The organism is Pseudomonas sp. Q1-7 (assembly GCF_028010285.1).
GTDB lineage: Bacteria > Pseudomonadota > Gammaproteobacteria > Pseudomonadales > Pseudomonadaceae > Metapseudomonas.
Window position 1 is genome coordinate 4,745,712 of the sequence record NZ_CP116304.1, and the last position, 26,192, is coordinate 4,771,903.

Sequence of the window (26,192 nt, forward strand, 5' to 3'; positions counted from 1 at the left end):
GGTGCGGGCCACGCTGGTCCGAGCGCAGCGAGGCCCAACGTCCGGCACGGCTCCGGCGTTGGGCTTCGTACCTCAGCCCAACCTACGAAATCGATGACCAGATTTTTTTGTAATAGCTGAGCCTTTTTTCCGATCTCGCGTGACAAGGCAGGCAGAGACCTTCCCTTTCACAGACGAGACGAGCCCATGCAGTACCCGACCCGCCTTCGCCAGTTCGCCCGCAAACCCTTGGTGCGCGCCATGCAGCCGCTGCTGCTCAGCCTCGGCCTGGCCGCGACCCTGCCCCTCCCGGCCATGGCCGCAACGCTGGAAGTCGGCGCCGAGAGCCAGCGCCAATCCTTCGATATACCCGCCGGACCGCTGGAAGCCGCGCTCAACCAGTTCGGTCGCGAGGCCGGCGTGCTGTTGTCGTTCAGTCCCGAACTGACCGCCGGCCGCCAGACCCAGGGCTTGCGCGGTCAGTACGGCGTCGACCAAGGTCTGCGCCAGCTGCTGGCCGGCAGCGGCCTGCATGCGGTGGCCGAGGACGGCGGCTACAGCCTGCGATCCTCCGGCGCCGCCATCGAAGTGGACCGCCAGGTGGTGGTCGGCTCCCGCGCCCCCACCCGCATCAGTGAGCTGCCGGGCACCGTGTGGATCATCGATGCGCCCCAGTTGCAGGAGCAGACCAAGGCCGGCGTGCCCTTCAAGGAGGCCCTCGGCCAACTGATCCCTGGCCTGGACATCGGTCCCCAGGGCCGTACCAACTTCGGGCAGAACATGCGCGGCCGCAGCGCCCTGGTGATGATCGACGGCGTCTCGCTGAACAGCTCGCGCGGCATCAGCCGCCAGTTCGACTCCATCGACCCGTTCAACGTCGAGCGCATCGAAGTGCTCTCCGGCGCCAGCGCGGTGTACGGCGGCGGCGCCACCGGCGGCATCATCAACATCGTCACCAAGAAAGGTGAGGCCGGCCCCGCGCGCTTCAACAGCGAAGTGGGCCTGCGCAGTGGTTTCGAAACCAGCCAGGACCACGACTGGCGCGTGGCCCAGTCGGTCAGCGGTGGCAGCGAGCAGATCAAGGGGCGAGCCTCGGTGGCCTACCAGAAGAACGGCGCCGCCTACGACGGCAGTGGCGACCAGGTGATGCTCGATATCACCCAGACCGACCTGCAGTACAACCAGTCGGTGGACGTGATGGGCAGCCTCGACTTCGCCTTCGCCAACGGCCACAGCCTGAACCTGGCCGCCCAGTGGTACGACTCCGGCTACGACGGCGACAAGGGCGTCGACCTCGGCCGCAACTTCGCCGGTCTGCGCGGCCTGGAGCCGTTCGAGATCGAAGGCGGCGCCCGCTTCGACCGCGAGCCGCACACCGAGCGCCAGCAGTTCAATGCCACCTACCACGCGCCGGAAGTGCTTGGCCACGACCTCTACCTGCAGGCGTACTACCGCAGCGAGGAAATGGCCTTCCAGCCTTACCCGAGCATCGCCTTCACGGGCAGCGGCGCGATCAACCCAAGCCGCTCCTACTACTCCGCCTCGCAACAGGACACCGACTACTACGGGCTGAAGGCGGTGCTGGTGAAAGAGTGGGACCGCTTCACCCTGACCTACGGCGCCGATATCGAGCGGGAGCGCTTCGACGCCGACCAGGCGCTGTTCGACCTGAATACCGCTGCGCGGACCGGCGGCCTGGTGGCCGACGAATACGCCAAGGTGGGCCGCTACCCGGGCATCGACACCGACAGCAACTCGCTGTTCGCCCAAGGCAGTTGGAAGGCTACCGACGCCCTCACCCTGTCGGCGGGCGTGCGTCGCCAGCGCACCAATAACGAGGTGGACGACTTCGTTGCGGCAGCCCAGCAGATCCAGATCAGTAAGGGCAACGGCACCAGCGCGGACGCCATTCCCGGCGGCGAGAAGGACTACCAGGTCGACCTCTACAACCTCGGCGCCGTCTACAAGCTGAACAAGGCCCAACAGGTCTGGGCCAACTACTCCGAAGGCTTCGAGCTGCCCGACCCGGCCAAGTACTACGGCCAAGGCACCTATTCCGCCGCGCCGGTGAACGGCCGCTGGGTGCTGCAGCGGGGCGTGAACGTCGAGGACTCGGCCCTGGACGGCATCAAGACCAAACAGGTGGAATTCGGCTGGCGCCACTACGACGGCAGCCTCGACGCCCAACTGGCGGCCTTCTACGCCTGGTCCGACAAGAGCATCACCTACAACCGCACCACCCTGCTGGTGGAACAACTGGACAACAAGAAGCGCAACTACGGCCTGGAAGGCCAGGCCAACTACTGGCTGACCGAGAACTGGCAGGTCGGCACCAGCGCCCTGGCTATCCGCTCCCAGCAGAAGATCGACGGCCGCTGGGAGAAGCAGGACGTAACCGCCGCCAGCCCCTCCAAGCTGACCGCCTTCGTCGGCTGGCAGGACGGTGACACCAGCCTGCGCCTGCAAGGCGTGCGCACCTTCAACCTCTCCGACGACGGCAACGTGCTTGCCAATGGCCAGTTCGACGGCAACGACCACACGATCGACGGCTACGCCACCTTCGACCTGCTGGGCAGCCAGGCGCTGCCGGTGGGCACCCTGAACTTCGGCATCCAGAACCTGGCGGACAAGGACTACACCACCGTCTGGGGCCAGCGCGCGCAGGTGTTCTACAGCGCCAGCGTCCCCGCCGAACTGTTCGACTACCACGGTCGTGGCCGTACCTACAGCCTGAGCTACAGCGTGGAGTTCTGAGAAAGGCCTTGCATCTGTAGAGGCGGATTCATTCGCGAGGCGGGCCGCCGGCCCGCCCAGCATGGGTATCGCTTCGCTCGACCCATCCTACGAAGGTGCAGCCAGCGCGTTTCCTGTGGGGACGAATTCATTCGCCAAGCGGACGTCCGCCAATCAATAGGACACCGTCTTGTCCTTCGGCGCGATATTCCAGCGGAACCAGTCATCCAGCATGGTCTTCTCGTAACGCAGCCGATCATTGCTGAAGTAATGGTTGCCGTGCTGCAGATAGGACTGGTCGATCACCGTCATATCGCGGCTGACCAGGGTCTTGCCGTCCTGCTCCAGGCTGTAGTGCAGCTTGATGCGCGGCCAGGTCACCTCGCGCATGAAGCGTACGTCCCGGAAGTCGACCCGCCAGGGTTCGAACCGGCCCGCCAGGTCGATATCGCGAACCTCGACCTTGAGGGTCTGTCCGGGCTGCAGATACCGCTGGCCAAGCTTCTCGATATGGGCCTTGAGGTCGTTCAGCACGACGTCGTCCGCACCGCGCCCGCGGTCACGGTAGAGGCGCGCGTCGCTGTACTTCTCCGGGTGGGTGAAGCTGACTTCGGTGGTGGATGCCAGCGCGGCCGGTGAGAGGATCAGCACGGCCAGCACGATGAGGGGCAGCGTGGGTCGCATGGAACACCTCCTGACGGTGACGCAGGGCACCGCCAGGACCAGTGTACGCCCGCGAACTGCAACGCGAGGCGACTCCGGGCGGACGGCTCAGACCAGGGTCAGCAGTCCGCCGCAAACAGGCAGCACGGCAACCAGCGGCAACACCCAGCGGCTCTGCCAAGCCAGCAGGGCCACCAGCAGCAGGCCGGCGAGCATCAGTTGGCAGAGCCAGATGACGCTGCCGATTTCGCCGCCCAGTTCGAGGATGGCCAGGACCAGCCCGGCCAACATGGCCAGCACCGCGCCACCCCGCAGCAGGCGGCTGCGGGACTCGCTCGGGGCGCCACTGAACACCCGCTTGTGCTGGCGCGACATGGCCAGGGCCAGTCCGGTCATGGCCAGGTAGCACAGGGCGAAACTCAGGAACAGCATCAGGCGCTCTCCTCCACCAGGCGGCGACGAACGTGCGGGGTCTTTTCCAGTTGCGGCTGCGAACGGCGCCAGGCCATGAAGCCGCAGAGCACCCCGGAGGCGAGCAGCACGAGATCGATGCCGGCCATGCTCCAGTCGCCACGGCCCAGGGTCGTCAGCAGGCTGCCCTCGGGGGTGACCAGCGTGTTCAGCACGGGCAGGCCGAGGGCCAGGACGGCCACGGCGAGCAGCACGTCGCGGGCCACCTTGCCACTGTTGCGGCGCAGCACGGCCCAGGCCGCCACCAGCAGCCAGACCGCGACGAAGACCCAGGTTTCCGCGCTGGCGCGCTCGGCCAGGCCGGCCGGCAGCAGGCGGTTGCCATGCAGCAGGCCGAGGCTGGCGACCGGCAGGCCGCCGAGCACCGCGCCATTCAACGCGCGGACCAGGCCGATGCCATGACCGCCGCGCGCCTCGCGCTTGCGCAGCCAGACCTGCAGGCCGGCCACCAGCATGGCGCAGCCCATCAGGCCGAGCAGCAGGTACAGGGCGCGGACGATCTGCCCACCGAACTGCGCCATGTGCAGGTTGGTCAGCCAGGCGTAGCTCTGGTAGCCGGGGCTGTAGGGCTTCTGCTCGTGGAGCAGTTCGCCGCTGGCGGCGTCGTAGGAGAGGGTCCACTGGAAGTCGACGATGCCGGAACGGTCGTAGCGGCGGATGTCCACCACGGCCGCTTCGTCGCCGGGATGGTGCACGCTGATCCAGCCTGTCTCGTTGCCGCCCCAGCGACGGTGGGCGTCGGCCACCAGACTGTCGAGGGACATGGGGGGCGGAGCCGGACGTTTCACCTCTTCGCGCTCGTAGGCGCCCATGACGTCGTGGAAGAATGCCTCGGCGTTGCCGTCGTAGGCGCGCTGGATGCCGGCGGGCATGTAGAACACCACGAAAATCGCCAGGCCGGTGTAGGCGATGAGCAGGTGGAACGGCAGCCCCACCACGCCGAACAGGTTGTGCGCATCCAGCCAGGCGCGCTGGCCGTTGGCGTCCGGACGCAGGGTGAAGAAGTCCTTGAAGATGCGGCGGTGGATGATGACGCCGCTGATCAGCGCCACCAGCATGAACATGGCGGCGATGGCCACGATGTACATGCCGATCATGCCGGCGTTGAGGTCGTAGTGCAGGGTGAAGAAGAACAGCCCGCCGACGGTTTCCGGCATCGGCTCGCCGGTGGCGGGGTCGAGGGCCAGGCGCACGAACTCGCTCTCGTCTGCCGGCTCGTAGCCGGCCCAGTAGAAGGGCTCGCGCTCGCTCGGCGGACGTATCCAGAGGGCGTGGGCGTCCGGCGCCCTGGCCAGCAGGGTATCGCGCACCTGGTCGATGCTCAGGCTGTGGCCGGCGGGCTCATGCAGCGCCGGGCGCATCCAGCGCTCCAGTTCCTTGTCGAAGCAGGCGATGCTGCCGGCGAAGAAGATGACGAACAGCAGCCAGGACGGCAGCAGCCCGCCCCAGGTGTGCAGTCCCGCCATGGATTGGCGCAGGCTCATGGTCGTACTCCGAAATCGCCGGGCAGGTAGGCCGCGAGGGCCATCAGCGCGGTCACGCCGGCCAGCACCAGCCAGGCGCGCAGGGCCGAACGGGCGGCGAAGGCATAGAGAATGGCGACGGTGTAGACGGCGAAGCAGGACAGGCTGGCGAACACCACCCGGTCGCTGCGCACCAGCGGCAGATAGACGGACAGGAACGCGGTGGCGGAATAGGCCATCGCGTAGCCGCCGAGAATCGCCGCCAACACCCGCGCGGTCACGTCCCAGCGCGGTGAAGTCTTGGCTTTGCTCACATGGCTACCTTGGTCGAGGACGCCTGGGCGGAACATCCACCAGGGCGAAGGGAATCGTCAGAAATAGTTCTGAGAATTATTTACATGCGAACATGCATTGCAACAGAGAAATTCTATTGCCTCGCCTGGCACGACCTTGAACTGGCTATCCGCGACAGTTGGTCGGAGTCCACCTCCTCCGTCGGTCATTGCGGTTCGAACTTTGCAGTTTCCCCAGCGTCCATCGACTCATCGCTCCATTTCCAGGTGACAGGCCATGTACAACCCCTTCCAGATTCTCAGCGACGCATTCCAGGCCGAATACCGGGTCAACCTCAGCCTGGTGAGCCCGGACGGCAGCATCCTGCTCACCCTCACCAACGAACGCGGCGTGGTGGCGCGGCGCATGATCAGCGCGGCCCAACGCAACGACCCGGTGCGCCTGCAGCGGGTGATCGAGAGCATTCGTCTGGGCATCGCCATCGAGAGTGGGCACAAGGTGGGCGAATTGCTCACCAGCATGACCGGCGGCCATGTCGCGCCGGTCCGCAGCGGACAGGTGAATGCGGCACGGATAGCGCGCATCTGATGCACGCTATCCGTGCATCGGGTCAGGCGTCCTCTTCCGCCTCGACCTGAGGACCCAGGCGCCGGCGCGGTGCATCGCTCTGCACCGAAGGGAAGCGCGAAGAAGCAAAGCGCACCACCAGGATCGCCAGGGCCAGCAGCAGGATGGCACCGGACACATACACCACGCCCAGGTCCGGCCGGTGGTGGTGCGACACATCGGAAATCAGCAAGCGGGTCAGCGCGGTGATCGCCACATAGATGAGGAAGCGCACCGGCATGTGGTTGGTCTTGAAATAGATGCCGACCATGGCGCCGAGTTCGAGGTAGATGAACAGCAGCAGGATGTCGTCGACCGTGATGTGCCCCTTTTCCACCATCCCCAGGAAGGCCACCACCGCGGCCCAAGCGGTGATTCCGCCGATGGCGAACAGGGCCAGGTAGTGGAAGCTCTCCACGAGGAGATTGCCCAGGGACTCGGCCAGGCCATGCACGTTTTCGCGCAGTTTTTCAGCCCAGTTGATCTTCACGATACAGCTCCTTGCGACGACGGCCCCGATGGTGACGGGGGAAAGTGACAGTGGGGTGATGCAGGATGGGGGCCGCCGGGGCTGTCGCGCCACGAGACAGGTTGTCGCAGCCCGTCCGCATCACCCCCTCAGCGAAGGTGCAGGCAACAGCTATGCTTGGGGTCCAGCGGAACAGGGCCCGATGGAAATTTCCTTCCGACTATTTCCATTTGCCATCATTCCGAATACTGTATGCACATCCAGTATTTATTGACCAATGAAGGTGAGGGGTGATGAATGGCCGTCGAAGTGGTGTACCGCAGCAGCCGCGATCCGGAGCGCCTGTTCATGGATAAGGCCGAAGCCGACCGTTACGACAAGATGCTCGAACTGGCCGAGTCCCTGGCCGAGGTGCTGCACAAGGCGGTGCCGTCCCTGAGCGAACAGCAAGTGGAAGACATCGGCATCTTCATGGCCAAGCACCGCGACACCTTCGCCCGGGCCTTCAAGAACCAGCCCGACGCCCTGGCCGAGCTGGAACTGCCGGGCGAATGAGTTTCCCCTGCCCTCCCCGCTCGTGGGGAGGGTGCTTTTTTCCCGATTGACTCCCGCGCAGGGAAGGTCTAGTTTCGCCAGGTCCCCATTTTCGGGGCCGTCACTTTCGGCGAACTCCACGATGCCCAACGCAAGCGCCCATTCCGCGATGACCACCGACCCCGTCGGTGCGCGCGTTCGCGCCTGCCTGTCGCCGATGTCCCCACCTGTCGCCCCTCCGCCAGCCGCGCGGGCCGGCTTTCCGCCGCCGCCCCCAAGCGCAGCGCTCGGCTGATCTCCAGCCGCTGATACCGCTCCGGTCCTGACCCTTGCTGGTCGGCGTTCGCACGCGCCGGAGCCTGTTGCCGTTCACTGACAGGTGAAAATTCATGACGTTGGACAAATCCACCTGGGGCGCCTTCGCCTCGACTTCGCTGTTCGTGCTGCTCTGGAGCAGCGGCGCGATCTTTGCCCGGCTCGGCCTTGACCATGCCTCGCCCTTCGCCTTCCTCACCCTGCGCTTCGCCCTGGCCTTCGCGTTCCTGCTGCTGGTCTGTTCCTGGCGCGGCCAGGGCCTGCCGGAGCCTGGCAGCCGGCTGAAGGTGGCGGGCATCGGCCTGCTGCTCATCGGCGGCTACACCATCTGCTACCTGCTGGCGCTGGATAACGGCATCACCCCCGGCGTGCTCGCCGCGCTGCTCGGGGTGCAGCCGATCCTCACCCTGGTGCTGCTGGAGCGGCGCTTCGCCCTGCTGCGCCTGCTCGGCCTGACCGTCGCCCTCGGCGGCCTGGTGCTGCTGGTGTGGCAGAGCATCGGCCAGGCGCAGGTGACCGCCCTCGGGCTGGTGTACGGACTCGCGTCCCTGTGCAGCATGACCCTCGGCGCGATCCTGCAGAAGCGGGTGCAGCAATCACCCTTGCAGCTCCTGCCCTTCCAGTACGGCGCCAGCCTGCTGGCCTGTCTGTTGCTGGTGCCCTACAAGCCCTTCCACTTCGAGGCCTCGCTGGACTTCGCCATCCCCCTGCTGTGGCTGGCGCTGGTGATCTCGGTGCTGGCGCAGTTGCTGCTCTACCGGCTGATGCAGGCGGGCAACCTGGTGAACGTCACCAGCCTGTTCTACCTGGTGCCCGTGGTGACGGCGGGGCTGGACTACCTGGTCCTCGGCAACGCCCTGGCGCCGCTGGGCCTGGCGGGCATGGGCGGGATACTGGCGGGCCTGGTGCTGGTGTTCGGCCTGGGTAGCCGCGACGGCTGACGGAAGCACCGGGCGGCGTCCCCCGACGGAGGTCGCCCGGTGCCGGCTTGCGCCGATTCTTCAATTCCCGCGGGGGCTCGCCCGCGGGTCACTGCGCTCGACCCTACGGCTGTTCCAGCGCCTGCACCAGTGCCTTGAGGAAGCGTGCCGCCTCGCCGCCGGTCACCGCACGGTGATCGAAGGTCAGCGACAGCGGCAGCACCGGGTGCACCGCCGGCTTGCCGTCCCAGGCCACCACTTCGTCGCGGATGCCGCCAGCGCCGATGATCGCCACCTGGGGCGGCACCACCACCGGGTTGGCGTAGCGGCCGAACAAGGTGCCGAAGTTGGACAGGGTGATGGTCGCGCCCATCATTTCCTGCGGCGGAATGGAGCGCGCCTTCACGTCCGCCCGCAGCCGCGCCATGCCCTCCTTCAGATCGTCCGCGCTGCGTCCGCCGACGTTGCGCAGCACCGGGACGAACAGGCCGTCCGGGGTGTCCACGGCGATGCCCAGATCGAGCTTGTCGTGGCGGCGGATGGACAGGGCGCGACCGTCGAACCAACTGTTGAGGATCGGCTCCACCTCGCAGGCCGCGGCAATGGCCTTGCCCAGGCGAATCAGCGGGTCGCGGGCTTCCGGCCAGCGATGCAGGTCGGCGTCGCCGAAAATGGTCACCGGCACCACCTCGGCATGGGAACGCGCCATGTTGACCGCCATGCTGCGGCGCACCCCGCGCAGGCGCTCGCCGCCAAAACTGTCGCGGGCGCTCTGGGCGGCCTGTTCCACGTCCGCGCGGGTCACCAGGCCGTCGGGGCCGGAGCCGGCCAGGGCGGCCAGCTCCACGCCAAGCTGGCGGGCGAGCTGGCGCACCGCCGGTGTGGCGCGGGGCGCCAGGTGCTCGCGGGTGGACGGCGCGGCGCCGATAAAGAAGCTGTCGGCCTGGGCCTCGCCGCCGCCTTCCAGGCGGCCGACCACGGTGCCGGCGTCGGCGTCTTCGCCCTCGTAGCCGAGCAGTGGTTCACCCACATGGAGAATGTCGCCTTCCTTGCCGAAGGTCCTGGCCACCACACCATCCTGGGGCGCCGGGATATCCACCAGGGCCTTGGCGGTTTCCACCGAGACGAGCAACTGGTCGGCCTTGACGCTGTCCCCCACCTTCACATGCCACTGGACGATCTCGGCGTCCTGCAGGCCTTCGCCCAGGTCGGGCAGTTTGAAGTATTTCATCGTGCGCTCCTCAGGCGTAGTTCAGCACCAGCTCGCTGGCCGCGAGAATGTCTTCCGGGCTGGGAATGTAGAGCTGTTCCAGGCGGTACAGCGGCGGCGGGATATCCGGCGCGGTGACCCGCTGGATAGGCGCCTGCAGATCGAGCAGCACGCGCTCGTAGAGGCTGGCGGCGATCTCCGCGCCAACCCCGCAACTGCGCGGCGCCTCGTGGACGATCACGCAGCGGCCGGTCTTGCGCACCGAGGCTTCCAGGGTTTCGAGGTCCAGCGGCTTGATGCTGGCGACATCGATCACCTCGGCGGAAACGCCCCGCTCTTCCAGCGTCGCCGCAGCCAGCAGGGTTTCGTGGACGCTGGCGCCCCAACTGATGAGGGTGATGTCCGAGCCCTCGCGCAGGGTGAAGCAGCAATCCAGCGGCAGGCGCTTGCCATCGTCGATGATCGGTTGCGGGTTCATCCGGTAGAGCCGGGTGGGTTCGAGGAAGATCACCGGGTCCGGGTCGTCGATGGCCGCCAGCAGCAGCCCGTAGGCCCGCGCCGGCGAGGAGGGCATCACCACCCGTAGCCCGGGGATGTGGGCGAACAGTGCCTCGGTGCTCTCGCTGTGGTGCTCCGGTGCGCGGATACCGGCACCCATCGGGCTGCGCAGCACCATCGGGCAGGTGAGCCGGCCACGGGTGCGCCAGCGGATGCGGCTGGCATGGGACACCAGGTGCTCCATGGCGGCGTAGATGAAGCCGAGGAACTGGATCTCCATCACCGGCTTCAAGCCCTGGGCGGCCATGCCCACGGCCAGGCCGCCGAGCATGGTTTCCGCCAGCGGCGTGTCGATCACCCGCTTGAAGCCGAAGCGCTCGCGCAGGCCGAGGGTGGCGCGGAACACGCCGCCGTTGACGCCCACGTCTTCGCCGAGGATCACGACGTTCTCGTCTTCCTGCATGGCGCGGTGCAGGGCCATGTTCACGGCCTCCAGCAGCGCGCGTTTTTCGGTGGTGTCGTTGAGATTACTCATGATGACCTCCACTGCTCGGCGAGCCCATCCGGTTCCCCTCTTCCGCTTGCGGGAGAGGGTGGCGCACTGCGCCTGGAGAGGGTTCCGCCCGACGGGAAACCCGTTCCATCAGCATCTCGCGCTGCTCGCCGAGCACCGCCGGCCAGCGGGCGTAGACGTGATCCAGCACCGATTCCGCCGGCTGCACGCCGGCGTTCTCGAAGTTGTCCACGGCGGCCTGCACCTGGCGCTGGCCGTCGGCGATCAGCGCCTGCTCGCGGCCTTCGTCCCACACCCGGTTGGCCGCGAGGAAGGCCTGCAGGCGCCTGATGGGTTCCTCCTGCCAGGCGGCCTTCACTTCCTCGGCGCTGCGGTAGCGAGTGGCGTCGTCGGCGGTGGTGTGGTCACCCAGGCGATAGCTGATGCACTCCAGCAGCACCGGCCCCTTGCCGTGGCGGGCACGGTCCAGCGCCCACTGCACACGGTCGTAGACGGCCAGCACGTCGTTGCCGTCCAGTTGCTCACCGTGGAAGCCGGCGCCGATGGCCTTCTGCGCCAGGGTCGGAGCGCCGCTCTGGATGCGCCGGGGCACCGAGATGGCCCATTGGTTGTTGTTCACCACGAAGACCACCGGCAGTTGCCAGGCACCGGCCACGTTGAGGGCCTCGAGGAAATCGCCCTTGCTGGTGGCGCCGTCGCCGCAGGTGGTGACCACCGCGCGGTGCTGGCCGCGGACCTTGATCGCCGTCGCCACGCCGCAGGCATGCAGGGCCTGGGTGGCGATGGGCACGCAGATGGGGAAGTCCTCTTTCGAGCGCGGGTCCTGGAAGTCGCTGCCGCGCTCGTCGCCGCCCCAGTAGAGGAGAATTTCCTCCATGCGCACGCCGCGCATCAGCTGCGTGGCGGTGTCGCGGTAGTAGGGCACCAGCACGTCCTCGTCGCGCATCAGGCTGCCGATGGCCACACCTATGGCTTCCTGGCCCAGGGTCGGGGCGTAGGTGCCGATGCGACCGGTGCGCTGCAGGGCCACCGCCTTCTGGTCGAACAGGCGGGTCAGCACCATGCGCTTGTAGAGTTCGGTGAGCAGGTTGAAGTCGTCGGCCCAGGCCGGCAGTTCGCCGACCAGCCGTCCCTCGGGGTCGAGGAATCGCGTGTAGGGCAGTTCGATCCGATTGGACATGACATCTCTCCTTGCACCTTGTGGGTGCCTGTCGGGGCCCGGCGCTTGTGGCGCCAGGAACGTGCGGGCCGGGCCGCTGGTTGGCGGCCGTTCAGCCGAACAGCAGGCGCTCGGCCAGGGCGTCGGCGACCCGCGCGGGGGATCGCTTGTCGGCCTGGGCGTGCGCGTAAATCTCGGTGAGGCGCTGGCTGATCCGCGACAGGTGCGCGGTGATCGACGGCAGCGACTCGCCCTTGTGCTTGAGCGCGACGTAGATCAGCCCGCCGGAATTGATCACGTAATCCGGCGCGTACAGGATGCCGCGCGCCTCCATCTCGTCGGCGATCTCGGCGCTGGCGAGCTGGTTGTTGGCGGCGCCGGCCACCGCTGCGCAGCGCAACTGGCCGACGGTCTGGGCGTTGAGCACGCCGCCGAGGCCGCAGGGCGCGAGGATGTCGCAGGGTGTGGTGAGGAAGGCATCGGCGGCCACCGGATGGGCGCCCAATTGCTCCACCGCCAGTTGCACGCGGCCGGCATCCAGGTCGCTGACCAGCAACTCGGCGCCCACCGCGTGGAGCTGCTCGGCCAGGGCAAAGCCCACATGACCGAGGCCCTGCACGGCGATGCGCAAGCCTTCCAGGTCATCGCTGCCGAGGCGGGCGTGGGCGGTGGCGCGAATGCCGGCGAAGACGCCGAGGGCGGTGTGCGGCGAGGGGTCGCCGGCCGCCGTGGTGCTGGTGACATGGCGGGTCTGCTGGGCGACGCAGTCCATGTCGGCGCTGGAGGTGCCGCTGTCCACCGCAGTGATGTAGCGGCCGTTGAGGGATTCGATCATCCGCCCGAAGGCTTCGAACAGTGCGGCGCGGTTATCCACATGGGGCGGGCGGATGATCACCGCCTTGCCGCCGCCCTGGTCGAGACCGGCCAGCGCGGCCTTGTAGCTCATGCCCTGGGCCAGGCGAATCGCGTCGCGGATGGCGCTTTCATCGTCGGGATAGGCGAGGTAGCGACAGCCTCCCAATGCCGGCCCGAGGCGGGTGTTGTGGATGGCGATGATGGCCTTGAGTCCGGTGGCGGGATCGTTGGCGAGGTGCAGCGCCTCCAGCCGGGCGGTTTCCATCATGGCGAACATGGCGGGCTCCCTTCCTGACGTTAGGGCCAGTATAGGACGAGCTTCGCGGTCCGCCCCCTCGTGTCAGGGCATAAGGCATGGCGCCGAGATAACCGCCGTGCGCGCCACTACTGGACGAAAATCAACCAGTTGGCTACAAGGAATCAACCCTTCGGAGAAGCCCATGGACCCGCGCCAACGCTGTCTAGCCTGCCTCGATCGAAACCCTCCGGCGATGCTGGAGGCGGCCCTGTGGATCGCCGCCGAGCATGATCCGCGCCTGGTCCCGGAACAGGTGCTGCGGGATTTCGGCGGCGTGCTGCAACTGGTGTCCGTCGGCCTGCCGGACCTGGCGCCCGGCGAACTGGCGCAACCGCTGCTGCGCCGCATGAACGAGCTGGACTTCCACGAAGACGATGACGCCCCCCTGCGCCCACGGGCAGCGCTGCTGCCCCAGGTGCTGGCGCGCCGGCGCGGGCAGCCGCTGTCGCTGGCGCTGATCGCTCTGGAACTGGCCGCGCGCCTGGGCATTCCCCTGGTCGGAGTGAACTTTCCCGGCCACTTCCTGCTGCGGGTGCCGGGTGCCGACCACCTGCTCGACCCGTCCAGCGGCCGACGCCTCTATACCCGCGATTGCCGCGAGCTGCTGATGCGCGTGCAGGGCTCCCAGGCCGAACTCCAGGCCGCGCACCTGCAGGTCGCCGGCCCGCGCGAAATGATCCAGCGGCTGTCGCGCAACCTGCGCCAGCTGCACCAGGAAGCCGGCGAATACCTGGCCGCCGTGAAGGACGCCGAGCGCGTGCTGCTGCTTGGCCCACCGACCATGCACGACCACCTGGCCCGCGCCGACATCTACCGGAACCTGGACTGCCCCCAGGCCGAGCGCTACGACCTGGAGCGCGCCCTGCTGCTCTGCGACAACCCGGCCCAGCACCTGCAACTGGCCCAGCGCCTGCGCCGGCTGGGGCACGTCCAGGCGCTGCATTGATCTGGCCCCGACAACCGGCCAGACAGCCCGATCACGACAATCCGCCAAAGGGGACCTGCCTGTGCAGCACTGGCGCTCGATCAGCCTGTGGATGGACCAGCTCGACGAAGACCTCCGGCCACGACCGGCGCTGGCCGGCTCGCTGGAGGTGGATGTGGCGATCATCGGCGCTGGCTACACCGGCTTGTGGACAGCCTATTACCTCAAGCGCCAGGCGCCTGAGCTGAAGATCGCCCTGGTCGAAGCGCAGTTCGCCGGCTTCGGCGCCAGCGGCCGCAACGGCGGCTGGCTGATGGGTAACCTGCTGGGCGAGGACCGCGCCCTGGCGCCGTTGCCGGCCGACGCGCGCAAGGCGTCCTTCGACCTGCTCCATGGCATTCCCGACGAAGTGGCCCGGGTGCTGCAACGCGAAGGCATCGACTGCGACTACCGCAAGGCCGGCATCCTCTATTGCGCCGCGCGCTACCCGGAGCAGGAAAGGCGCCTGCGCAACCAGTTGGCCGAACTCCACGCCGAAGGCCTCGGCGAAGCCGATTACCGCTGGCTGAGCCCCGAGGAGTTGAACGGCCAGCTACGGGTGGCCAACCCCTATGGCGCACTCCACACCCCGCACTGCGCCACCCTGCAGCCGGCGCGCCTGGTGCGCGGCCTGGCCCGCGCGGTGGAGCGCCTGGGCGTGCAACTGTTCGAAGCGAGCCCCGTCAGCCACTGGCAGCCGGGACGGGTGCGCACCGCCCAGGGCGAAATCAGGGCCCCGTGGGTGGTGCCGGCCATCGAAGGCTATGCCGCTCGCCTGCCTCCGCTGGGCAGGTACCAGTTACCGGTGCAGAGCCTGCTGATCGCCACCGAGCCACTCTCCGACGCGCAGTGGGCGGAAATAGGCCTGGATCATGGCCAGGCCTTCAGCGAAAGCAGCCGCCAGGTCACCTATGCCCAACGCACCGCCGACAACCGCCTGGCCTTCGGCGCCCGGGGCGGTTACCGCTTCGGCGGCCGCCTGCGGGAAAATCTCCAGCTCACCGAAGGCGAAATCGGCCTGCGCCGTTACCTGCTTGGCGAGCTGTTCCCGCAACTGCGCACTGTGCGCATCACCCACGGCTGGGGCGGCAACCTGGGCATGGCACGGCGCTTCCGTCCGCACATGCTCGTGGACCGCCGCAACGGCATCGCCCTGTCCGGCGGCTATGGCGGCGAGGGCGTGGGCGCCAGCAACCTGGGCGGGCGCACCCTGGCCGACCTGATCCTCGGCAAGGAAAGCCTGCTCACCCGACAGCCCTGGGTCCTCGGCGACGGCCCGCTGGATCGCCTCGCCGCCTGGGAACCCGAACCCTGTCGCTGGCTCGGCTACAACGCCATCATCCGCAGCTTCGTCCACGAAGACCGGGTGCTGGCCGATCCCCACAGCGCGCCCTGGCGCCGCACCCTGGCGCGGAAACTGGCCGACCTGATGGAAAGCCTGATGCGCTGAGAGACTCGCACCGCTGCGCGAGCGGCCCGGACATCAGTCGTCGAAACGGCCGTGGCGCCCCTGCCCCGCCTTGAAGGAACGCGCGCCGGCCAGGGTCTCGCCGCTGTGGATAACCTTCATCCCTCCGGCAAACTCGTTGGCGATGGCCGCCTCGAACGGCAGCTCCCATTGCGCGTAGACGCTGGCGCGGTCGGCCAGCATGCAGCGTTGCGGGAAGGCGGCGATGGCATGGGCCAGTTCCTCGGCCGCGGCACGCGCCTCGCCCTTGGCCACCACGCGGTTGGCCAGGCCGATGGCCAGCGCTTCCTGGGCCTTCACCGGGCGCCCCGTGAGGATCAGGTCCAGCGCTCGGCCCTGGCCGACGATGCGCGGCAGGCGCACGGTGCCGCCATCGATCAGCGGTACGCCGAAGCGCCGGCAGAACACCCCGAACACCGCGTCCTCGGCCATCACCCGCATATCCGCCAGCAGCGCCAACTCCAGCCCACCGGCCACCGCGTGGCCCTCGACGGCGGCGATCAGCGGTTTCTGCAGCTGCATCCGGCTCGGCCCCATGGGACCGTCGCCTTCGGCTTCCAGGCGATTGCGCCGGGCGCCCTCCTCCGCCACCGCCCCCAGGTCGGCGCCGGCGCAGAAGGTACCGCCTGCGCCGGTGAGCACCGCCACCCGCGCCTCCTCATCCAATTCAAAGGCGCGCAGTGCTCCCGCCAGCGCATCGGCCGTGGGCCGGTCGACGGCATTGCGCACCTCCGGGCGGTCAATGATCAGGGTGGTGACCGGGCCGTGCTTCTCGATTCGGATGTTCATGGGGACTCCTGTACGCAGAGAGGCGGGGTTCTTTCGTGGGAGCGAATTCATTCGTGATGGGCCGCGCGACAGCCCCGGGGAAGATCACAGGGCAGGCCTACGGCCCGCATCGCGAATGAATTCGCTCCTACAAGGATTGTTCGCTCGCAGCACCAATGAAAAAGGCCGGCAAGCATGCCGGCCTTCAACATAGAAGCTCTTCAGGACAATGTTCAGCCCGTTGGCCGAACCGCCCCGCTGAACGGCGCGATCAGAGGGCGTACTTCTGCAGGTTGGCCATCATTTCGCGCAAGGCCTCGACGTTGTCCGCCGGGTGCGCGGCGTCGCTGAAATCGCAGATGCGCTGCCAGTTGGCCGCCACGTCCTCGGCGTCGAACCCGGCACGGGGATCGAAGCCGACGCCCAGGCTGCGCTCCCAGCGCACCTTGCCGATCCAGCCACCGCCCACTTCGAACAGGCCGGACGTCTCCTGGCACTGCTGGCTGCCGAGGAACACCACCAGCGGGCTGACCAGCTCGGGCTTGAGCTGCTCGAACACCTGCGGCGGGATCAGCCCCTCGGTCATGCGGGTGCCGCCGGTGGGGGCGATGGCATTGACCAGGATGTTGTTCTTGCGGCCTTCGATGGCCAGGTTGCGGGTCAGGCCGTAGAGGCCGAGTTTGGCCATGCCGTAGTTGGACTGGCCGAAGTTGCCGTAGATGCCCGAGGTGGACGAGGTGAAGATGACGCGGCCGTAGTTCTGCTCGCGCAGGTGCGGCCAGGCGGCGCGGGTGACCTTGTAGGCACCTTCGACATGGACCTTGTAGACCAGGTCCCAGTCGGCGTCTTCCATCTTGTGGAAGGTCTTGTCGCGCAGGATGCCGGCGTTGTTCACCAGCACGTCCACGCGGCCGAAGTGGTCGAGGGCGGTCTGCACGATCTTCTCGCCGTCGGTCACCGAATCATGGTTCGCCACGGCGGTGCCGCCGGCCGCGCGAATCTCCGCCACCACGCGGTCGGCCGCCGAGGCATTGGCACCTTCGCCGTGGGTACTGCCACCCAGGTCGTTGACCACCACCCGTGCGCCATGACGGGCGAACAGCAGCGCATGGGCGCGACCGAGGCCGCCACCGGCGCCGGTGACGATTACGACGTTGTCTTCGAAGCGGATTGCATCGCTCATGGACTGGACTCCTTGGCAGGCCGGGGTATCCGCCGAGTCTCCGGCAGCCTGCCCGGCCCGCACAACAATCGCAGCCGCCATGAATGGTGCGCGATAAGGCTCGCGCTACTTGAAGGGCAGGAACAGGCAGCCGCGCGGGCGGAGCTTGAACAGCCACCAGTTGTAGCTGTGGCAGAGCAGGGCCAGCAGCGCCGCTGCCACCAGGCAGGCAGCGGCGGCCAACCAGCCCCGCAGCCCGTGCGGGTAAAGCACGGCATAGCCGATCAGGCTGATGCCGGTCACCAGCAACAGGCCCGCGATGGGCGGGCCCAGGGTTCGAATGACGGGGTAAAGGAAAACCAGGGTACGAAACAGCATGACCAGACCTCGCCAGCACCGGGCAGCCAACCGCCCGGCCAGTGGATGAAGCGGGAGATGCTAGCCGCCCGCCCCTATCCATTGGATGCAGTGCAATCTGATTCTGCCGTGGAAACGTCCCTTATCCGTGCAGGCCATGGAAGGCCAGGTAGTGCGCGAGCACCTGGTCCGGCGCTTCGGTCTGCGGATAGTGGCCGATGCCGTCGAGCAGCACGGTATCGGCGTCCGGAATCAGTTCGCGGTAACGCGCCACCATATGGGCGCCGGAGATCGGGTCCACGGCGCCATCGATCACCCGCAGCGGCACGCCGCCCTTCTGCATGGCGGCCACCCAGCGGTCGCGCTGCTGGCGACGCTCGGGAATGTAGTGGATCAGCCGGTGCATCACGGCGGGGCCATTCTGCTCGGCGATCAGCCGCCAGAAATCATCCAGTTCCAGCGCGCTGGGTTGGGTCCGCGGGCCGAACACCTGGGCGAAGCTGGCGGCCAGCTTGCGCCGCGAGAACAGGCGCCCGACCAGGACGCCGAGGGGACTCAGCAGGAGTTTCTGGACCAGCACCGGGCGATGGGTTTCCGGGAACAGGCCGCCGTTGAGGAACACGCAGCTGGCCATCCGGAATCGGCCCTCGTGGTGCCGCGCCAGCAGTTCCTGGGCGACGCTGTCGCCATAGTCGTGGGCCAGCACGTGCACCGGCCCGGCCACGCCCAGGTGGGCGAGCAGGGCCTGCTTCAGGTCCGCCTGCTCCAGCAGCCGGTAGTCGTGACCGCGCGGCTTGTCCGAGTAGCCGAAGCCGAGCATGTCGCAGGCGATCACCTGGAAGCGCCGGGCCAGGGGTTCCCAGAGGTAGTGCCAGTCCCAGGAGGCGGTGGGGAAGCCATGGATCAGCAGCAACGGCTCACCCTCCCCCGCCGTCCAGTAGCGGATGCGCTGGCCGCGGAACGCCATGTCCCGCGCCTGGGCGCGCCAGTCGCCCAGGGGGATGCCGGCCAGTGTCGTCATTGGGCGTACCCGGGCATCTGCTGGTCGAGCTTGCGCAGCAGGGCCGGCCAGGGCAGCGCGCCACCCATGCCCGTCGAGCTTTTCATCACGCCGGCGATCATCGCCCGCGCGCCGTCGAGTATCGGCTGCGGAATGTGGATCAGCTCGCCGCCGCCGGCCTGGGCCATCACCTGGATTTCGCAGGCGCGTTGCAGGGTGAACATGCCGAGGAAGGCGTCGGCGATGCTGCCGAAGGCGGTGAGCAGGCCATGGTTGGGCAGGATCATGAAGTTGGCCTGGCCGAGGTCGGCCTGCAGGCGGGCCTTCTCCTCATGGTGCAGGGCCACACCCTCGTAACCGTGGTACGCCAGGCTGGCCAGCACGAACAGCGACTGCTGGGACAGCGGCAGCAGGCCATTTTTCTGCGCCGACACGGCGATGCCGGCCGGGGTGTGGATGTGCAGCACGCAGCCCACGTCCGGACGCGCTTCGTGCACGGCACTGTGGATGGTGTAGCCGGCAGGGTTGATGTCGTAGGGGCTGTCCATCAGCTTGTTGCCGGCGAGGTCGATCTTCACCAGGCTGGACGCGGTGATCTCGTGGAACATCAGGCCGTAGGGGTTGATCAGGAAGTCTTCGGTGCCGGGGACCTTGGCGGAGATGTGGGTGAAGATCAGGTCGTCCCAGCCGTAGAGGGCGATCAGACGGTAGCAGGCGGCGAGGTCGACGCGGGTCTGCCATTCGGCGGCGGAGACCTGGTCCTTGAGGTCGAGCGGCGGGAGGGTATGAGCGGCGGTCATGGCGGAACCTCGTTGTTGTTGTATGTCCGACGAGTCTAGCCATGGGCCGCCGGGACGATAGTCGCCCTGGCGGCCAGCGTGATGGCCTTGCGGGTCAGATCAGGTTCGCGCCCCGGGGGCGATCAGAGCAACGCCCGATCCAGCAACGGCCAATCCCGCTGCACCTGCGGGTCGTCGGCGAGCAGCCGGAAGCCGGCGAATTCGAAGCCCGGCGCCACGTTGCATCCCACCAGGGTGTAGGCGCCCAGGGCGCGGGCGGCCTGCCAGGCGTGGGCCGGCACGGTGCGCTGGGGCAGGCTGCCCTCGCCCACCGGGCCGAGGATGTCGCGACGCACGTCGCGCGGGGACTCGGCCACCAGCAGCTCCAGCGGCTCGCCCTCGTAGAAATGCCAGGTTTCGTCGGCGTCCACCCGGTGCCAGCGGCTTACCCCGGCCTGCGGCAGCAGGAAGAGGATGGACGAGGACGCCGCGCGGCCGCCCGGCAGGCGGGTGGCCGACTCGAACACCCGGCGGTAGAAGCCTCCTTCCGGGTGCGGCGCCAGCCGCAGCTCGCGGATCAGGTACGCGGCGCGCGGGTGCATCAGGCTTTCAGCGCGGCGATGACGGCGTTCAGCCAGGGCTCGGCGTCCAGCTCCGGGGTCACGGTTTCGCTGGCGTCCAGGCGCTGCATCTCCACCACTTCGCGCAGGCCGAGTTCGGCGTAGAGCTCGCGCATCAGCTCGCCACCACCGCAGAACACGTCATAGCTGGAATCCCCCAGGGCCAGGATGGCGCCGGGGCGACCGCGCCAGTCGGGCAGGCGGTCGCGCAGCTCGGCGTACAGCGGCAGCAGGTTGTCGGGCAGTTCGCCCATGCCGGTGGTGGCGGTGACGGTGAGCAGTGCCTGGGGGTCGAAGGCGATCAGCTCATCGAGGCCGACCCGTGGCAGGTAATGGGCGTCCAGACCGGCGGCCTTGAGCAGTTTCTCCGCGTGACGGGCAACTTCTTCGGCGGTGCCGTAGACCGAACCGGACAGGATGGCGACTTTCATGGGTACTCCGAGTCTGGGGCGAAATGCGCGCATTATGCCGCAACTGGCGGGGGCCGCAGGATGCCTTAGACTGCTTGCGGTCAGGTCGGACGAGCCAGGAACATGATCAACGCCAAGCTGCTGCAACGGGTAGTGGACGCCTCCAACGACGGCATCGTGGTGGCCGAGCGGGAGGGCGAGGACACCATCCTGATCTACGCCAATGCGGCCTTCGAGCGCCTCACCGGTTATTCGCGCGACGAGATCCTCTACCAGGACTGCCGCTTCCTCCAGGGCCAGGACCGCAACCAGCTGGGCCTGGCCGCCATCCGCCAGGCGATCCGCAACGGCCAGCCGTGCCGACAGATCCTGCGCAACTACCGCAAGGACGGCAGCGCGTTCTGGAATGAGCTGTCCATCACCCCGGTGTTCAACGAGGCCGACCAGCTCACCTATTTCATCGGCATCCAGAAGGACGTCACCGAGCAGGTGGAAATGCGCCAGCGGGTGCGCGAACTGGACGCGCAGGTGGCCGCGCTCAGGGCCGAGCTGGCGGCGCTGAAAGATTAAGTATCCAGATGGCCGGCGAGGAACTGCCGCAGGCGGCGTTGCATCAAGCGCCCCTCGCTGCCCAGGCAAGCCACGGGAGAACCGTCGAGCTCCTCGACGATCAGGTCGGATGTCTCACCGACCAGGGCCAGCGGACACTCCAGCCCGAGGGCCAGGCGATTGAGCTGCTGGACGAGGTCGTCGCCCGGCGGCTGGTTGGAGAACAGCACGAGCGCCTGGGGTTGCCGTTTACCGCAGACCAGCGCCAGTTCCGCCAACGGCTGGCCCAGGCCCAGCACGCATACGGCCACCTCGCTGCCGCCCAGCAGCAGGCCGGCGACCAGCAGTTCCAGCTCACGCCCCTGGCCGGGCAGAGGCGCCAGCAGTACCAGTTCCTGGTGGCCGCCGCGGGCCAGTTGCAGGCGCTGCAGGACGCGGGCACGGAGGAAGCTGTCGAAGAACACCCACTCGCTGCCACGGCCGAACTCATCCTGGCGCAACAGCAGCGACTGCCACACCGGCATCAGGACATCAGTGAACACCACCGGCAGCGGATAGGTGGAAAACACCTGGCCGTAGACTCGCTCCAGCTCCGCCTCGTCCAGGGTGGCGACGGCCTTCTGCACCCGGGCGCGCCATTCATTCCATTCGCCCGCCGGCAGTTCCCGCTGCACGGGCGCCAGCGGTGTCCTGGCCGCCTGGCTGCGGGCCAGCAGCTTGCCCACCTTGCTCACCGACACGCCGCGCTCGATCCAGGCGAGGATGCTGCGTACCGCCTCGATGTCGGCCAGGGAGTAGAGGCGATGGCCGCTGTCGGTGCGAACCGGCTGGATCAGTCCATAGCGTCGTTCCCACGCCCGCAGGGTCACCGGATTGACTCCGGTCAGGCGCGACACTTCCCGGATGGGGAAGAGTTCTTCCTGTTTCAGGGCGGCCGAGGCGGGGGATGCACCGGATTCGGTCATGGCTAGGCAGTCGTCAGGCGAAGGATTCAGGCAGTTTAAACCTTGTTGGACGGATTCCAATCGGCTGCGGGCCGCACCAGGCGCGGCGCGACCTGCCGGTCATCCATGGCGCTGGCGCTTTTTGGAAAAAACGGAATAATCCTTGCCTCTTTTTTCAGCGCAGCCCACCACCCCGGCGCTGCGTGATGAGTCCCTGCCTTACCCGGGCGGGGACCTGGTTGCGAGGAGATACACGATGTCTGCTGATCCCGTCACCCTGATGGTGGCCCGCCGCGTGGCCCGCGAGCGCTACCACGATTTCATGGCCTGGCTGCGCGAAGGCGAGCAACTGGCCGCCGACTTTCCCGGTTATCTCGGCTCAGGCGTGCTGGCGCCGCCGCCGGATGACGACGAATTCCAGATGATCTTCCGTTTCGCCGACGAGCCGACCATGGCCGCCTGGGAGCACTCCGCCTCGCGTCGCGCCTGGCTGGAGCGCGGCACCGGGTTGTTCGAGCACCCCCACGAGCACCGTGCCCTGGGCCTGGACGCCTGGTTCGGCAAGGCCGAGCAGCGGCCGCCGCGCTGGAAGCAGAGCGTGGCCATCTGGCTGGCGTTCTTCCCGGTATCCCTGAGCTTCAACCTGCTGTTCGGCGGCTGGCTGGGCGACCTGCCGCTGGCCCTGCGGGTGTTCATCGGCACCCTGGTGCTGACGCCGCTGATGACCTACTGGTTCATCCCGCTCTCCACCCGCCTGCTGGCCCCCTGGCTGCAACGCAACCCGCCCTCCGCGCCCGGTGGCGGTGTCGCCGTGCATTCGCGCTGATGGAGCAGGCGGCCGCCCCTGCGTTTGTGGAGATTCGGCCCCTGGTATAACGTGCTAGGGATTCGCCCCGGCCGTCGACGGCTGGTCATATCCCCGGCACGAGACCCCCATGAGCCGTTCCGCCGCCCCCATCCTGATCACCGGCGCCAGCCAGCGCATCGGCCTGCATTGCGCCGAACGGCTGCTGGACGACGGCCAGCCGGTGATCGTCAGCTACCGCACGGAGCGGGACAGCCTCCACCGACTGCGTGAGCGCGGCGCCCTCGCGCTACAGGCGGACTTTTCCAGCGAGGCCGGCATCCTCGCCTTCATCGACACGCTCAAGGGCCATACCGACCGTCTGCGCGCCATCGTCCACAACGCCTCGGACTGGCTGACGGAAACGCCCGGCCAGGAGGCCGACGCCTTCCAGCGCATGTTCAGCGTGCACATGCTGGCGCCCTACCTGATCAACCTGCATTGCGAGGACCTGCTGCGCCGCAGCAGCCCGGCGGATATCGTCCACCTCAGCGACGACGTGGCGCGCAAAGGCAGCGAGAAGCGCATCGCCTACTGCGCCAGCAAGGCCGGCCTGGACAACCTGACCTTGTCCTTCGCCGCACGCTTCGCCCCGCACATCAAGGTCAACGGCATCGCCCCGGCCCTGGTGATGTTCAACGCCGACGACGATCCCGCCTACCGTGCCAAGACCCTGGCCAAGTCGGCCCTGGGTATCGAGCCTGGCCCACAGGTGGTCTACCAGGGCCTGCGCTACCTGCTGGACAACCCTTACGTCACCGGAACCACCCTCACCCTCAACGGCGGCCGCCATCTCAAATAGGCGCGCCGAGGACTGCCATCATGAGCGACGACCTGCACCGGCATTACCGGGACATCCTCCACGGTCTGGGCGAAGACCCGGACCGCGAGGGCCTGCGCGATACGCCCAGCCGCGCCGCCAAGGCCATGCGCTACCTGTGCCACGGCTACGGCCAGAACCTGGAGGAAATCGTCAACGGCGCGCTCTTCGCCTCGGACAACGACGAGATGGTGACGGTCAAGGACATCGAGCTCTATTCCCTCTGCGAACACCACCTGTTGCCCTTCATCGGCAAGGCCCATGTGGCGTACATTCCCACCGGCAAGGTGCTGGGGCTGTCGAAGGTCGCGCGCATCGTCGACATGTTCGCGCGGCGGTTGCAGATCCAGGAGAACCTCACCCGCCAGATCGCCGACGCGGTGCAGCGGGTGACCGGTGCCGCCGGCGTGGCGGTGGTGATCGAGGCCCAGCACATGTGCATGATGATGCGCGGGGTGGAGAAGCAGAACTCGGTGATGAGCACCTCGGTGATGCTCGGCGCCTTCCGGGAATCCCAGAACACCCGCCACGAATTCCTGAAACTGATTGGACGGAGCAACTAGAGAATGCCGCGACTGGAGCCCGGAATGGCGCGTATCCGCGTCAAGGACCTGCGCCTGCGCACCTTCATCGGAATCAAGGAGGAGGAAATCCTCAACAAGCAGGATGTGCTGATCAATCTCACCATCCTCTATCCGGCCGAGGAGGCGGTGCGCGACAACGACATCGAGCACGCGCTGAACTACCGCACCATCACCAAGGCAATCATCCGCCACGTCGAAGAAAACCGCTTCGCCCTGCTGGAGCGCCTGACCCAGGAAATCCTTGACCTGGTAATGGCCAATCCCAGCGTGCGCTACGCCGAAGTGGAGGTGGACAAGCCCCACGCGCTGCGCTTCGCCGAATCGGTCTCCATCACGCTTGCCAGCCATCGATGAACCGCTGACCGGGATCGATTGCCGGGGCCAGGGAGGGCTCTTATCATCCCCGCCACGCCCTCCCGAAAGCCCCAGGAGAATCCTGCCATGACCGAGCAACAACGCCTCGAACTCGAGGCCGCGGCCTTCCGCAGTCTGGTGCAACACCTGCGCAGCCGCCCCGATGTCCAGAACATCGACCTGATGAACCTCGCCGGCTTCTGCCGCAACTGCCTGTCGAAGTGGTACAAGGCCGCCGCCGACGACCTCGGCCTGGACGTCACCCCCGACCAGGCCCGCGAGGAAATCTACGGCATGCCCTACGCCGACTGGAAAGCCAAGTACCAGAAAGAAGCCAGCGCCGAACAACAAGCGGCCTTCGACAAAGCGAACAAAGAATGAGCAACCTAAACGACTTCCGCGCCCGCCTGCACAGCGACCAGTTCCTCTTCGCCGAGACCCTGGCCTTCATCGCCGACGGCTACGACTACCAGCAGAGCGCCTTCAGCAACGGCCCGGTGGAAAACGCCGCCGGCCAGAACGAAGGCTCCTGCAAGACCCTCGGCCTGGCGCTGCTGGAAGGTTTCAGCCTGGAAGAAACCCTGCTGGCCTTCGGCGAGCACTACCGTTCCGTGCTGGCCACCCCGGAAGGCAGCGATCACGGCAACATCCGCGCCCTGATGGCCACCGGTCTGGCGGGCGTGCGCTTCGAGCGCCAGCCGCTGCAACGCAAGGCCTGATTGCACCCCACCGCCCCGCTCGGGGCGGTTTTCCTACGCTTTGGCTTCCGTCTTCTGTCAGCAATGACTGACAGCCATTTCCCACAAGAACGCGTATTCTTCGCAACCGCTACCCCGCTGAACGGAACGGCCCGCAAGGGCAAAGCCGATCCTCCGCAGGAGCGCATCGATTCACGGATGAACCGGTTCCTGAATCGCCCTACCCTTTCCTCGCCCCGGAGTGCACGGATGCAGCAGACCCTCGTGTGGAAACCACTGACCACGCCCGGAATGGAAAGCCTGCGCCTGTCCATGGATGAGCAAGGGATTCACGCCAGCAGCCATCTGGTGCAGAACCAGAACGGCCAGAGCATCGCCGCCACCTACGTGCTGGACAGCGACCCGCGCTGGCGCTTCCGCCATCTCTGGCTGAAAGTGGAAAACCGCGGACCGCGCAGCCTGCGCCTGGACCGCGACATTCGCGGGCGCTGGCTGCTCAACGGCCAGCATCGCCGCGACCTCGACCATTGCCAGCTGGTGATGCTCTCCGGCACGCCCTTCACCCATACGCCGGCCCTGCAGCGCTGCAGCCTGGAAAGCGGCCAGAGCGAGCAACTGCGGGTGGCCTACATCGACCTGCCGAGCCTGCGTGTGGAAGCCCGCCAGTTGCGCTACCACTGCCTGCGCCAGCAACCCCGGCACAGCCTCTACCGGTGCGAAGCGGAAGGCCGCGAGGCAATCGAACTGACCGTGGACCGCCAGTCCCTGCTGCTGGAAGCCCAGGGCCACTACCAGCGCCTGTGCGCCCGTACCCTGGAGCTGAATACCTGGGTGTAAGTCGATGTCGTGGGTGGGCCACATACATCGTCATTGAGCCTTGATGAGGATGG

General features: G+C 67.4%; 31 protein-coding genes. 14 read left to right on the forward strand and 17 right to left on the reverse strand.

What is annotated here, in order from left to right:
* The first annotated feature begins 186 nt into the window (after window positions 1-186).
* Entirely contained in the window at window positions 187-2,733 is a 2,547-nt protein-coding gene (locus tag PJW05_RS22030) for a TonB-dependent receptor (RefSeq protein ID WP_271409077.1), read from the forward strand.
* A 153-nt stretch (window positions 2,734-2,886) separates the two neighbouring features.
* Here PJW05_RS22030 and PJW05_RS22035 read toward each other — a convergent pair whose 3' ends face one another.
* The 4 genes from PJW05_RS22035 to PJW05_RS22050 form a co-directional block, all read right to left on the reverse strand.
* Complete coding sequence (locus PJW05_RS22035; RefSeq protein ID WP_271409078.1) at window positions 2,887-3,396, reverse strand: DUF3016 domain-containing protein; 510 nt, start codon at window positions 3,394-3,396, stop codon at window positions 2,887-2,889.
* An 87-nt stretch (window positions 3,397-3,483) separates the two neighbouring features.
* Window positions 3,484-3,807: a DUF3325 domain-containing protein gene (locus tag PJW05_RS22040; protein WP_271409079.1), complete on the reverse strand. Its 324-nt coding sequence runs from the start codon at window positions 3,805-3,807 to the stop codon at window positions 3,484-3,486.
* Complete coding sequence (locus PJW05_RS22045) at window positions 3,807-5,330, reverse strand: PepSY-associated TM helix domain-containing protein (protein ID WP_271409080.1); 1,524 nt, start codon at window positions 5,328-5,330, stop codon at window positions 3,807-3,809. The genes PJW05_RS22040 and PJW05_RS22045 overlap by 1 nt, the downstream gene beginning before the upstream one ends.
* Window positions 5,327-5,623 carry a DUF3649 domain-containing protein gene (locus PJW05_RS22050; protein ID WP_271409081.1) on the reverse strand — a complete coding sequence of 99 codons (297 nt, stop codon included), beginning with the start codon at window positions 5,621-5,623 and terminating at the stop codon, window positions 5,327-5,329. The genes PJW05_RS22045 and PJW05_RS22050 overlap by 4 nt, the downstream gene beginning before the upstream one ends.
* A 256-nt stretch (window positions 5,624-5,879) precedes the next feature.
* Here PJW05_RS22050 and PJW05_RS22055 point away from each other — a divergent pair, with 256 nt between their 5' ends.
* Window positions 5,880-6,191, forward strand: a complete 312-nt coding sequence (locus tag PJW05_RS22055) for a DUF3509 domain-containing protein (protein WP_271409082.1) — start codon at window positions 5,880-5,882, stop codon at window positions 6,189-6,191.
* Window positions 6,192-6,213: 22 nt separating this feature from the next.
* Here PJW05_RS22055 and PJW05_RS22060 read toward each other — a convergent pair whose 3' ends face one another.
* A complete protein-coding gene (locus PJW05_RS22060) occupies window positions 6,214-6,699 on the reverse strand; it encodes a phosphate-starvation-inducible protein PsiE (RefSeq protein WP_271409083.1) in 486 nt (161 codons plus the stop codon).
* A gap of 276 nt (window positions 6,700-6,975) precedes the next feature.
* On the opposite strand from PJW05_RS22060, the gene PJW05_RS22065 reads away from it, so the two are divergent.
* Together PJW05_RS22065 and PJW05_RS22070 are read left to right on the forward strand one after the other, a co-directional pair.
* Window positions 6,976-7,233 (forward strand): YebG family protein, encoded by a 258-nt coding sequence (locus PJW05_RS22065; RefSeq protein ID WP_271409084.1) that lies wholly within the window; start codon window positions 6,976-6,978, stop codon window positions 7,231-7,233.
* Between the two features lie 368 nt (window positions 7,234-7,601).
* Window positions 7,602-8,468, forward strand: coding sequence for a DMT family transporter (locus PJW05_RS22070; RefSeq protein ID WP_271409085.1), 867 nt, complete (start codon window positions 7,602-7,604; stop codon window positions 8,466-8,468).
* Between the two features lie 103 nt (window positions 8,469-8,571).
* On the opposite strand, the gene PJW05_RS22075 is transcribed toward PJW05_RS22070, so the two are convergent.
* From PJW05_RS22075 to PJW05_RS22090, 4 genes are all read right to left on the reverse strand, one after another.
* Window positions 8,572-9,678: a dihydrolipoamide acetyltransferase family protein gene (locus PJW05_RS22075; protein WP_271409086.1), complete on the reverse strand. Its 1,107-nt coding sequence runs from the start codon at window positions 9,676-9,678 to the stop codon at window positions 8,572-8,574.
* A gap of 10 nt (window positions 9,679-9,688) precedes the next feature.
* Window positions 9,689-10,690, reverse strand: coding sequence for an alpha-ketoacid dehydrogenase subunit beta (locus PJW05_RS22080; protein ID WP_271409087.1), 1,002 nt, complete (start codon window positions 10,688-10,690; stop codon window positions 9,689-9,691).
* Window positions 10,683-11,849, reverse strand: a complete 1,167-nt coding sequence (gene pdhA / locus PJW05_RS22085) for a pyruvate dehydrogenase (acetyl-transferring) E1 component subunit alpha (RefSeq protein ID WP_271409088.1) — start codon at window positions 11,847-11,849, stop codon at window positions 10,683-10,685. Before pdhA ends, PJW05_RS22080 begins: the two co-directional genes overlap by 8 nt.
* A gap of 91 nt (window positions 11,850-11,940) precedes the next feature.
* The gene (locus tag PJW05_RS22090; RefSeq protein ID WP_271409089.1) at window positions 11,941-12,960 is read right to left on the reverse strand and encodes a Leu/Phe/Val dehydrogenase; all 1,020 of its coding nucleotides are present in this window, start codon (window positions 12,958-12,960) and stop codon (window positions 11,941-11,943) included.
* 163 nt (window positions 12,961-13,123) lie between these two features.
* Here PJW05_RS22090 and PJW05_RS22095 point away from each other — a divergent pair, with 163 nt between their 5' ends.
* Both PJW05_RS22095 and PJW05_RS22100 read left to right on the forward strand, forming a co-directional pair.
* Entirely contained in the window at window positions 13,124-13,927 is an 804-nt protein-coding gene (locus tag PJW05_RS22095) for a SirB1 family protein (protein WP_271409090.1), read from the forward strand.
* 91 nt (window positions 13,928-14,018) lie between these two features.
* Window positions 14,019-15,395, forward strand: coding sequence for an NAD(P)/FAD-dependent oxidoreductase (locus PJW05_RS22100; protein ID WP_442969269.1), 1,377 nt, complete (start codon window positions 14,019-14,021; stop codon window positions 15,393-15,395).
* 33 nt (window positions 15,396-15,428) lie between these two features.
* Here PJW05_RS22100 and PJW05_RS22105 read toward each other — a convergent pair whose 3' ends face one another.
* From PJW05_RS22105 to PJW05_RS22135, 7 genes are all read right to left on the reverse strand, one after another.
* Complete coding sequence (locus PJW05_RS22105; protein WP_271409092.1) at window positions 15,429-16,202, reverse strand: crotonase/enoyl-CoA hydratase family protein; 774 nt, start codon at window positions 16,200-16,202, stop codon at window positions 15,429-15,431.
* Between the two features lie 250 nt (window positions 16,203-16,452).
* Complete coding sequence (locus PJW05_RS22110) at window positions 16,453-17,364, reverse strand: SDR family oxidoreductase (RefSeq protein WP_271409093.1); 912 nt, start codon at window positions 17,362-17,364, stop codon at window positions 16,453-16,455.
* A gap of 105 nt (window positions 17,365-17,469) precedes the next feature.
* Window positions 17,470-17,721, reverse strand: a complete 252-nt coding sequence (locus PJW05_RS22115) for a hypothetical protein (RefSeq protein WP_271409094.1) — start codon at window positions 17,719-17,721, stop codon at window positions 17,470-17,472.
* A gap of 121 nt (window positions 17,722-17,842) precedes the next feature.
* The gene (locus PJW05_RS22120) at window positions 17,843-18,721 is read right to left on the reverse strand and encodes an alpha/beta fold hydrolase (RefSeq protein WP_271409095.1); all 879 of its coding nucleotides are present in this window, start codon (window positions 18,719-18,721) and stop codon (window positions 17,843-17,845) included.
* Window positions 18,718-19,500, reverse strand: a complete 783-nt coding sequence (locus PJW05_RS22125; protein ID WP_271409096.1) for a class II aldolase/adducin family protein — start codon at window positions 19,498-19,500, stop codon at window positions 18,718-18,720. Before PJW05_RS22125 ends, PJW05_RS22120 begins: the two co-directional genes overlap by 4 nt.
* Window positions 19,501-19,622: 122 nt before the next feature.
* Window positions 19,623-20,081 (reverse strand): cupin domain-containing protein, encoded by a 459-nt coding sequence (locus tag PJW05_RS22130; RefSeq protein ID WP_271409097.1) that lies wholly within the window; start codon window positions 20,079-20,081, stop codon window positions 19,623-19,625.
* Window positions 20,081-20,530: a flavodoxin gene (locus PJW05_RS22135; RefSeq protein ID WP_271409098.1), complete on the reverse strand. Its 450-nt coding sequence runs from the start codon at window positions 20,528-20,530 to the stop codon at window positions 20,081-20,083. The genes PJW05_RS22130 and PJW05_RS22135 overlap by 1 nt, the downstream gene beginning before the upstream one ends.
* Before the next feature lie 102 nt (window positions 20,531-20,632).
* Here PJW05_RS22135 and PJW05_RS22140 point away from each other — a divergent pair, with 102 nt between their 5' ends.
* Window positions 20,633-21,079, forward strand: a complete 447-nt coding sequence (locus tag PJW05_RS22140; protein ID WP_271409099.1) for a PAS domain-containing protein — start codon at window positions 20,633-20,635, stop codon at window positions 21,077-21,079.
* Here the strand turns inward: PJW05_RS22140 and PJW05_RS22145 are convergent.
* Entirely contained in the window at window positions 21,076-22,023 is a 948-nt protein-coding gene (locus PJW05_RS22145) for a MerR family transcriptional regulator (protein ID WP_271409100.1), read from the reverse strand. The genes PJW05_RS22140 and PJW05_RS22145 overlap by 4 nt on opposite strands.
* A 235-nt stretch (window positions 22,024-22,258) precedes the next feature.
* On the opposite strand from PJW05_RS22145, the gene PJW05_RS22150 reads away from it, so the two are divergent.
* The 7 genes from PJW05_RS22150 (at window position 22,259) to PJW05_RS22180 (ending at window position 26,139) form a co-directional block, all read left to right on the forward strand.
* Window positions 22,259-22,828, forward strand: a complete 570-nt coding sequence (locus PJW05_RS22150) for an antibiotic biosynthesis monooxygenase (protein ID WP_271409101.1) — start codon at window positions 22,259-22,261, stop codon at window positions 22,826-22,828.
* Window positions 22,829-22,937: 109 nt separating this feature from the next.
* A complete protein-coding gene (gene folM, locus PJW05_RS22155) occupies window positions 22,938-23,648 on the forward strand; it encodes a dihydromonapterin reductase (RefSeq protein WP_271409102.1) in 711 nt (236 codons plus the stop codon).
* Window positions 23,649-23,668: 20 nt separating this feature from the next.
* On the forward strand, window positions 23,669-24,229 hold the full coding sequence (folE, locus tag PJW05_RS22160) for a GTP cyclohydrolase I FolE (protein WP_271409103.1): 561 nt from the start codon (window positions 23,669-23,671) through the stop codon (window positions 24,227-24,229).
* A gap of 3 nt (window positions 24,230-24,232) precedes the next feature.
* Window positions 24,233-24,604, forward strand: a complete 372-nt coding sequence (folX, locus tag PJW05_RS22165; protein ID WP_271409104.1) for a dihydroneopterin triphosphate 2'-epimerase — start codon at window positions 24,233-24,235, stop codon at window positions 24,602-24,604.
* A gap of 87 nt (window positions 24,605-24,691) precedes the next feature.
* Window positions 24,692-24,985 (forward strand): DUF1244 domain-containing protein, encoded by a 294-nt coding sequence (locus PJW05_RS22170; RefSeq protein WP_271409105.1) that lies wholly within the window; start codon window positions 24,692-24,694, stop codon window positions 24,983-24,985.
* Window positions 24,982-25,323: a HopJ type III effector protein gene (locus PJW05_RS22175; protein ID WP_271409106.1), complete on the forward strand. Its 342-nt coding sequence runs from the start codon at window positions 24,982-24,984 to the stop codon at window positions 25,321-25,323. The genes PJW05_RS22170 and PJW05_RS22175 overlap by 4 nt, the downstream gene beginning before the upstream one ends.
* 228 nt (window positions 25,324-25,551) lie before the next feature.
* Entirely contained in the window at window positions 25,552-26,139 is a 588-nt protein-coding gene (locus tag PJW05_RS22180) for a putative glycolipid-binding domain-containing protein (protein WP_271409107.1), read from the forward strand.
* Window positions 26,140-26,192 lie beyond the last annotated feature (53 nt).

Excerpts from the sequence above, each read along its gene's own strand:
- PJW05_RS22030 (WP_271409077.1), top strand. The coding sequence starts at position 187 with ATGCAGTACCCGACCCGCCTTCGCCAGTTCGCCCGCAAACCCTTGGTG.
- PJW05_RS22035 (WP_271409078.1), bottom strand. The coding sequence starts at position 3,396 with ATGCGACCCACGCTGCCCCTCATCGTGCTGGCCGTGCTGATCCTCTCA.
- PJW05_RS22040 (WP_271409079.1), bottom strand. The coding sequence starts at position 3,807 with ATGCTGTTCCTGAGTTTCGCCCTGTGCTACCTGGCCATGACCGGACTG.
- PJW05_RS22045 (WP_271409080.1), bottom strand. The coding sequence starts at position 5,330 with ATGAGCCTGCGCCAATCCATGGCGGGACTGCACACCTGGGGCGGGCTG.
- PJW05_RS22055 (WP_271409082.1), top strand. The coding sequence starts at position 5,880 with ATGTACAACCCCTTCCAGATTCTCAGCGACGCATTCCAGGCCGAATAC.
- PJW05_RS22065 (WP_271409084.1), top strand. The coding sequence starts at position 6,976 with ATGGCCGTCGAAGTGGTGTACCGCAGCAGCCGCGATCCGGAGCGCCTG.
- PJW05_RS22070 (WP_271409085.1), top strand. The coding sequence starts at position 7,602 with ATGACGTTGGACAAATCCACCTGGGGCGCCTTCGCCTCGACTTCGCTG.
- PJW05_RS22075 (WP_271409086.1), bottom strand. The coding sequence starts at position 9,678 with ATGAAATACTTCAAACTGCCCGACCTGGGCGAAGGCCTGCAGGACGCC.
- PJW05_RS22080 (WP_271409087.1), bottom strand. The coding sequence starts at position 10,690 with ATGAGTAATCTCAACGACACCACCGAAAAACGCGCGCTGCTGGAGGCC.
- pdhA (WP_271409088.1), bottom strand. The coding sequence starts at position 11,849 with ATGTCCAATCGGATCGAACTGCCCTACACGCGATTCCTCGACCCCGAG.
- PJW05_RS22090 (WP_271409089.1), bottom strand. The coding sequence starts at position 12,960 with ATGTTCGCCATGATGGAAACCGCCCGGCTGGAGGCGCTGCACCTCGCC.
- PJW05_RS22095 (WP_271409090.1), top strand. The coding sequence starts at position 13,124 with ATGGACCCGCGCCAACGCTGTCTAGCCTGCCTCGATCGAAACCCTCCG.
- PJW05_RS22100 (WP_442969269.1), top strand. The coding sequence starts at position 14,019 with ATGGACCAGCTCGACGAAGACCTCCGGCCACGACCGGCGCTGGCCGGC.
- PJW05_RS22105 (WP_271409092.1), bottom strand. The coding sequence starts at position 16,202 with ATGAACATCCGAATCGAGAAGCACGGCCCGGTCACCACCCTGATCATT.
- PJW05_RS22110 (WP_271409093.1), bottom strand. The coding sequence starts at position 17,364 with ATGAGCGATGCAATCCGCTTCGAAGACAACGTCGTAATCGTCACCGGC.
- PJW05_RS22115 (WP_271409094.1), bottom strand. The coding sequence starts at position 17,721 with ATGCTGTTTCGTACCCTGGTTTTCCTTTACCCCGTCATTCGAACCCTG.
- PJW05_RS22120 (WP_271409095.1), bottom strand. The coding sequence starts at position 18,721 with ATGACGACACTGGCCGGCATCCCCCTGGGCGACTGGCGCGCCCAGGCG.
- PJW05_RS22125 (WP_271409096.1), bottom strand. The coding sequence starts at position 19,500 with ATGACCGCCGCTCATACCCTCCCGCCGCTCGACCTCAAGGACCAGGTC.
- PJW05_RS22130 (WP_271409097.1), bottom strand. The coding sequence starts at position 20,081 with ATGCACCCGCGCGCCGCGTACCTGATCCGCGAGCTGCGGCTGGCGCCG.
- PJW05_RS22135 (WP_271409098.1), bottom strand. The coding sequence starts at position 20,530 with ATGAAAGTCGCCATCCTGTCCGGTTCGGTCTACGGCACCGCCGAAGAA.
- PJW05_RS22140 (WP_271409099.1), top strand. The coding sequence starts at position 20,633 with ATGATCAACGCCAAGCTGCTGCAACGGGTAGTGGACGCCTCCAACGAC.
- PJW05_RS22145 (WP_271409100.1), bottom strand. The coding sequence starts at position 22,023 with ATGACCGAATCCGGTGCATCCCCCGCCTCGGCCGCCCTGAAACAGGAA.
- PJW05_RS22150 (WP_271409101.1), top strand. The coding sequence starts at position 22,259 with ATGTCTGCTGATCCCGTCACCCTGATGGTGGCCCGCCGCGTGGCCCGC.
- folM (WP_271409102.1), top strand. The coding sequence starts at position 22,938 with ATGAGCCGTTCCGCCGCCCCCATCCTGATCACCGGCGCCAGCCAGCGC.
- folE (WP_271409103.1), top strand. The coding sequence starts at position 23,669 with ATGAGCGACGACCTGCACCGGCATTACCGGGACATCCTCCACGGTCTG.
- folX (WP_271409104.1), top strand. The coding sequence starts at position 24,233 with ATGCCGCGACTGGAGCCCGGAATGGCGCGTATCCGCGTCAAGGACCTG.
- PJW05_RS22170 (WP_271409105.1), top strand. The coding sequence starts at position 24,692 with ATGACCGAGCAACAACGCCTCGAACTCGAGGCCGCGGCCTTCCGCAGT.
- PJW05_RS22175 (WP_271409106.1), top strand. The coding sequence starts at position 24,982 with ATGAGCAACCTAAACGACTTCCGCGCCCGCCTGCACAGCGACCAGTTC.
- PJW05_RS22180 (WP_271409107.1), top strand. The coding sequence starts at position 25,552 with ATGCAGCAGACCCTCGTGTGGAAACCACTGACCACGCCCGGAATGGAA.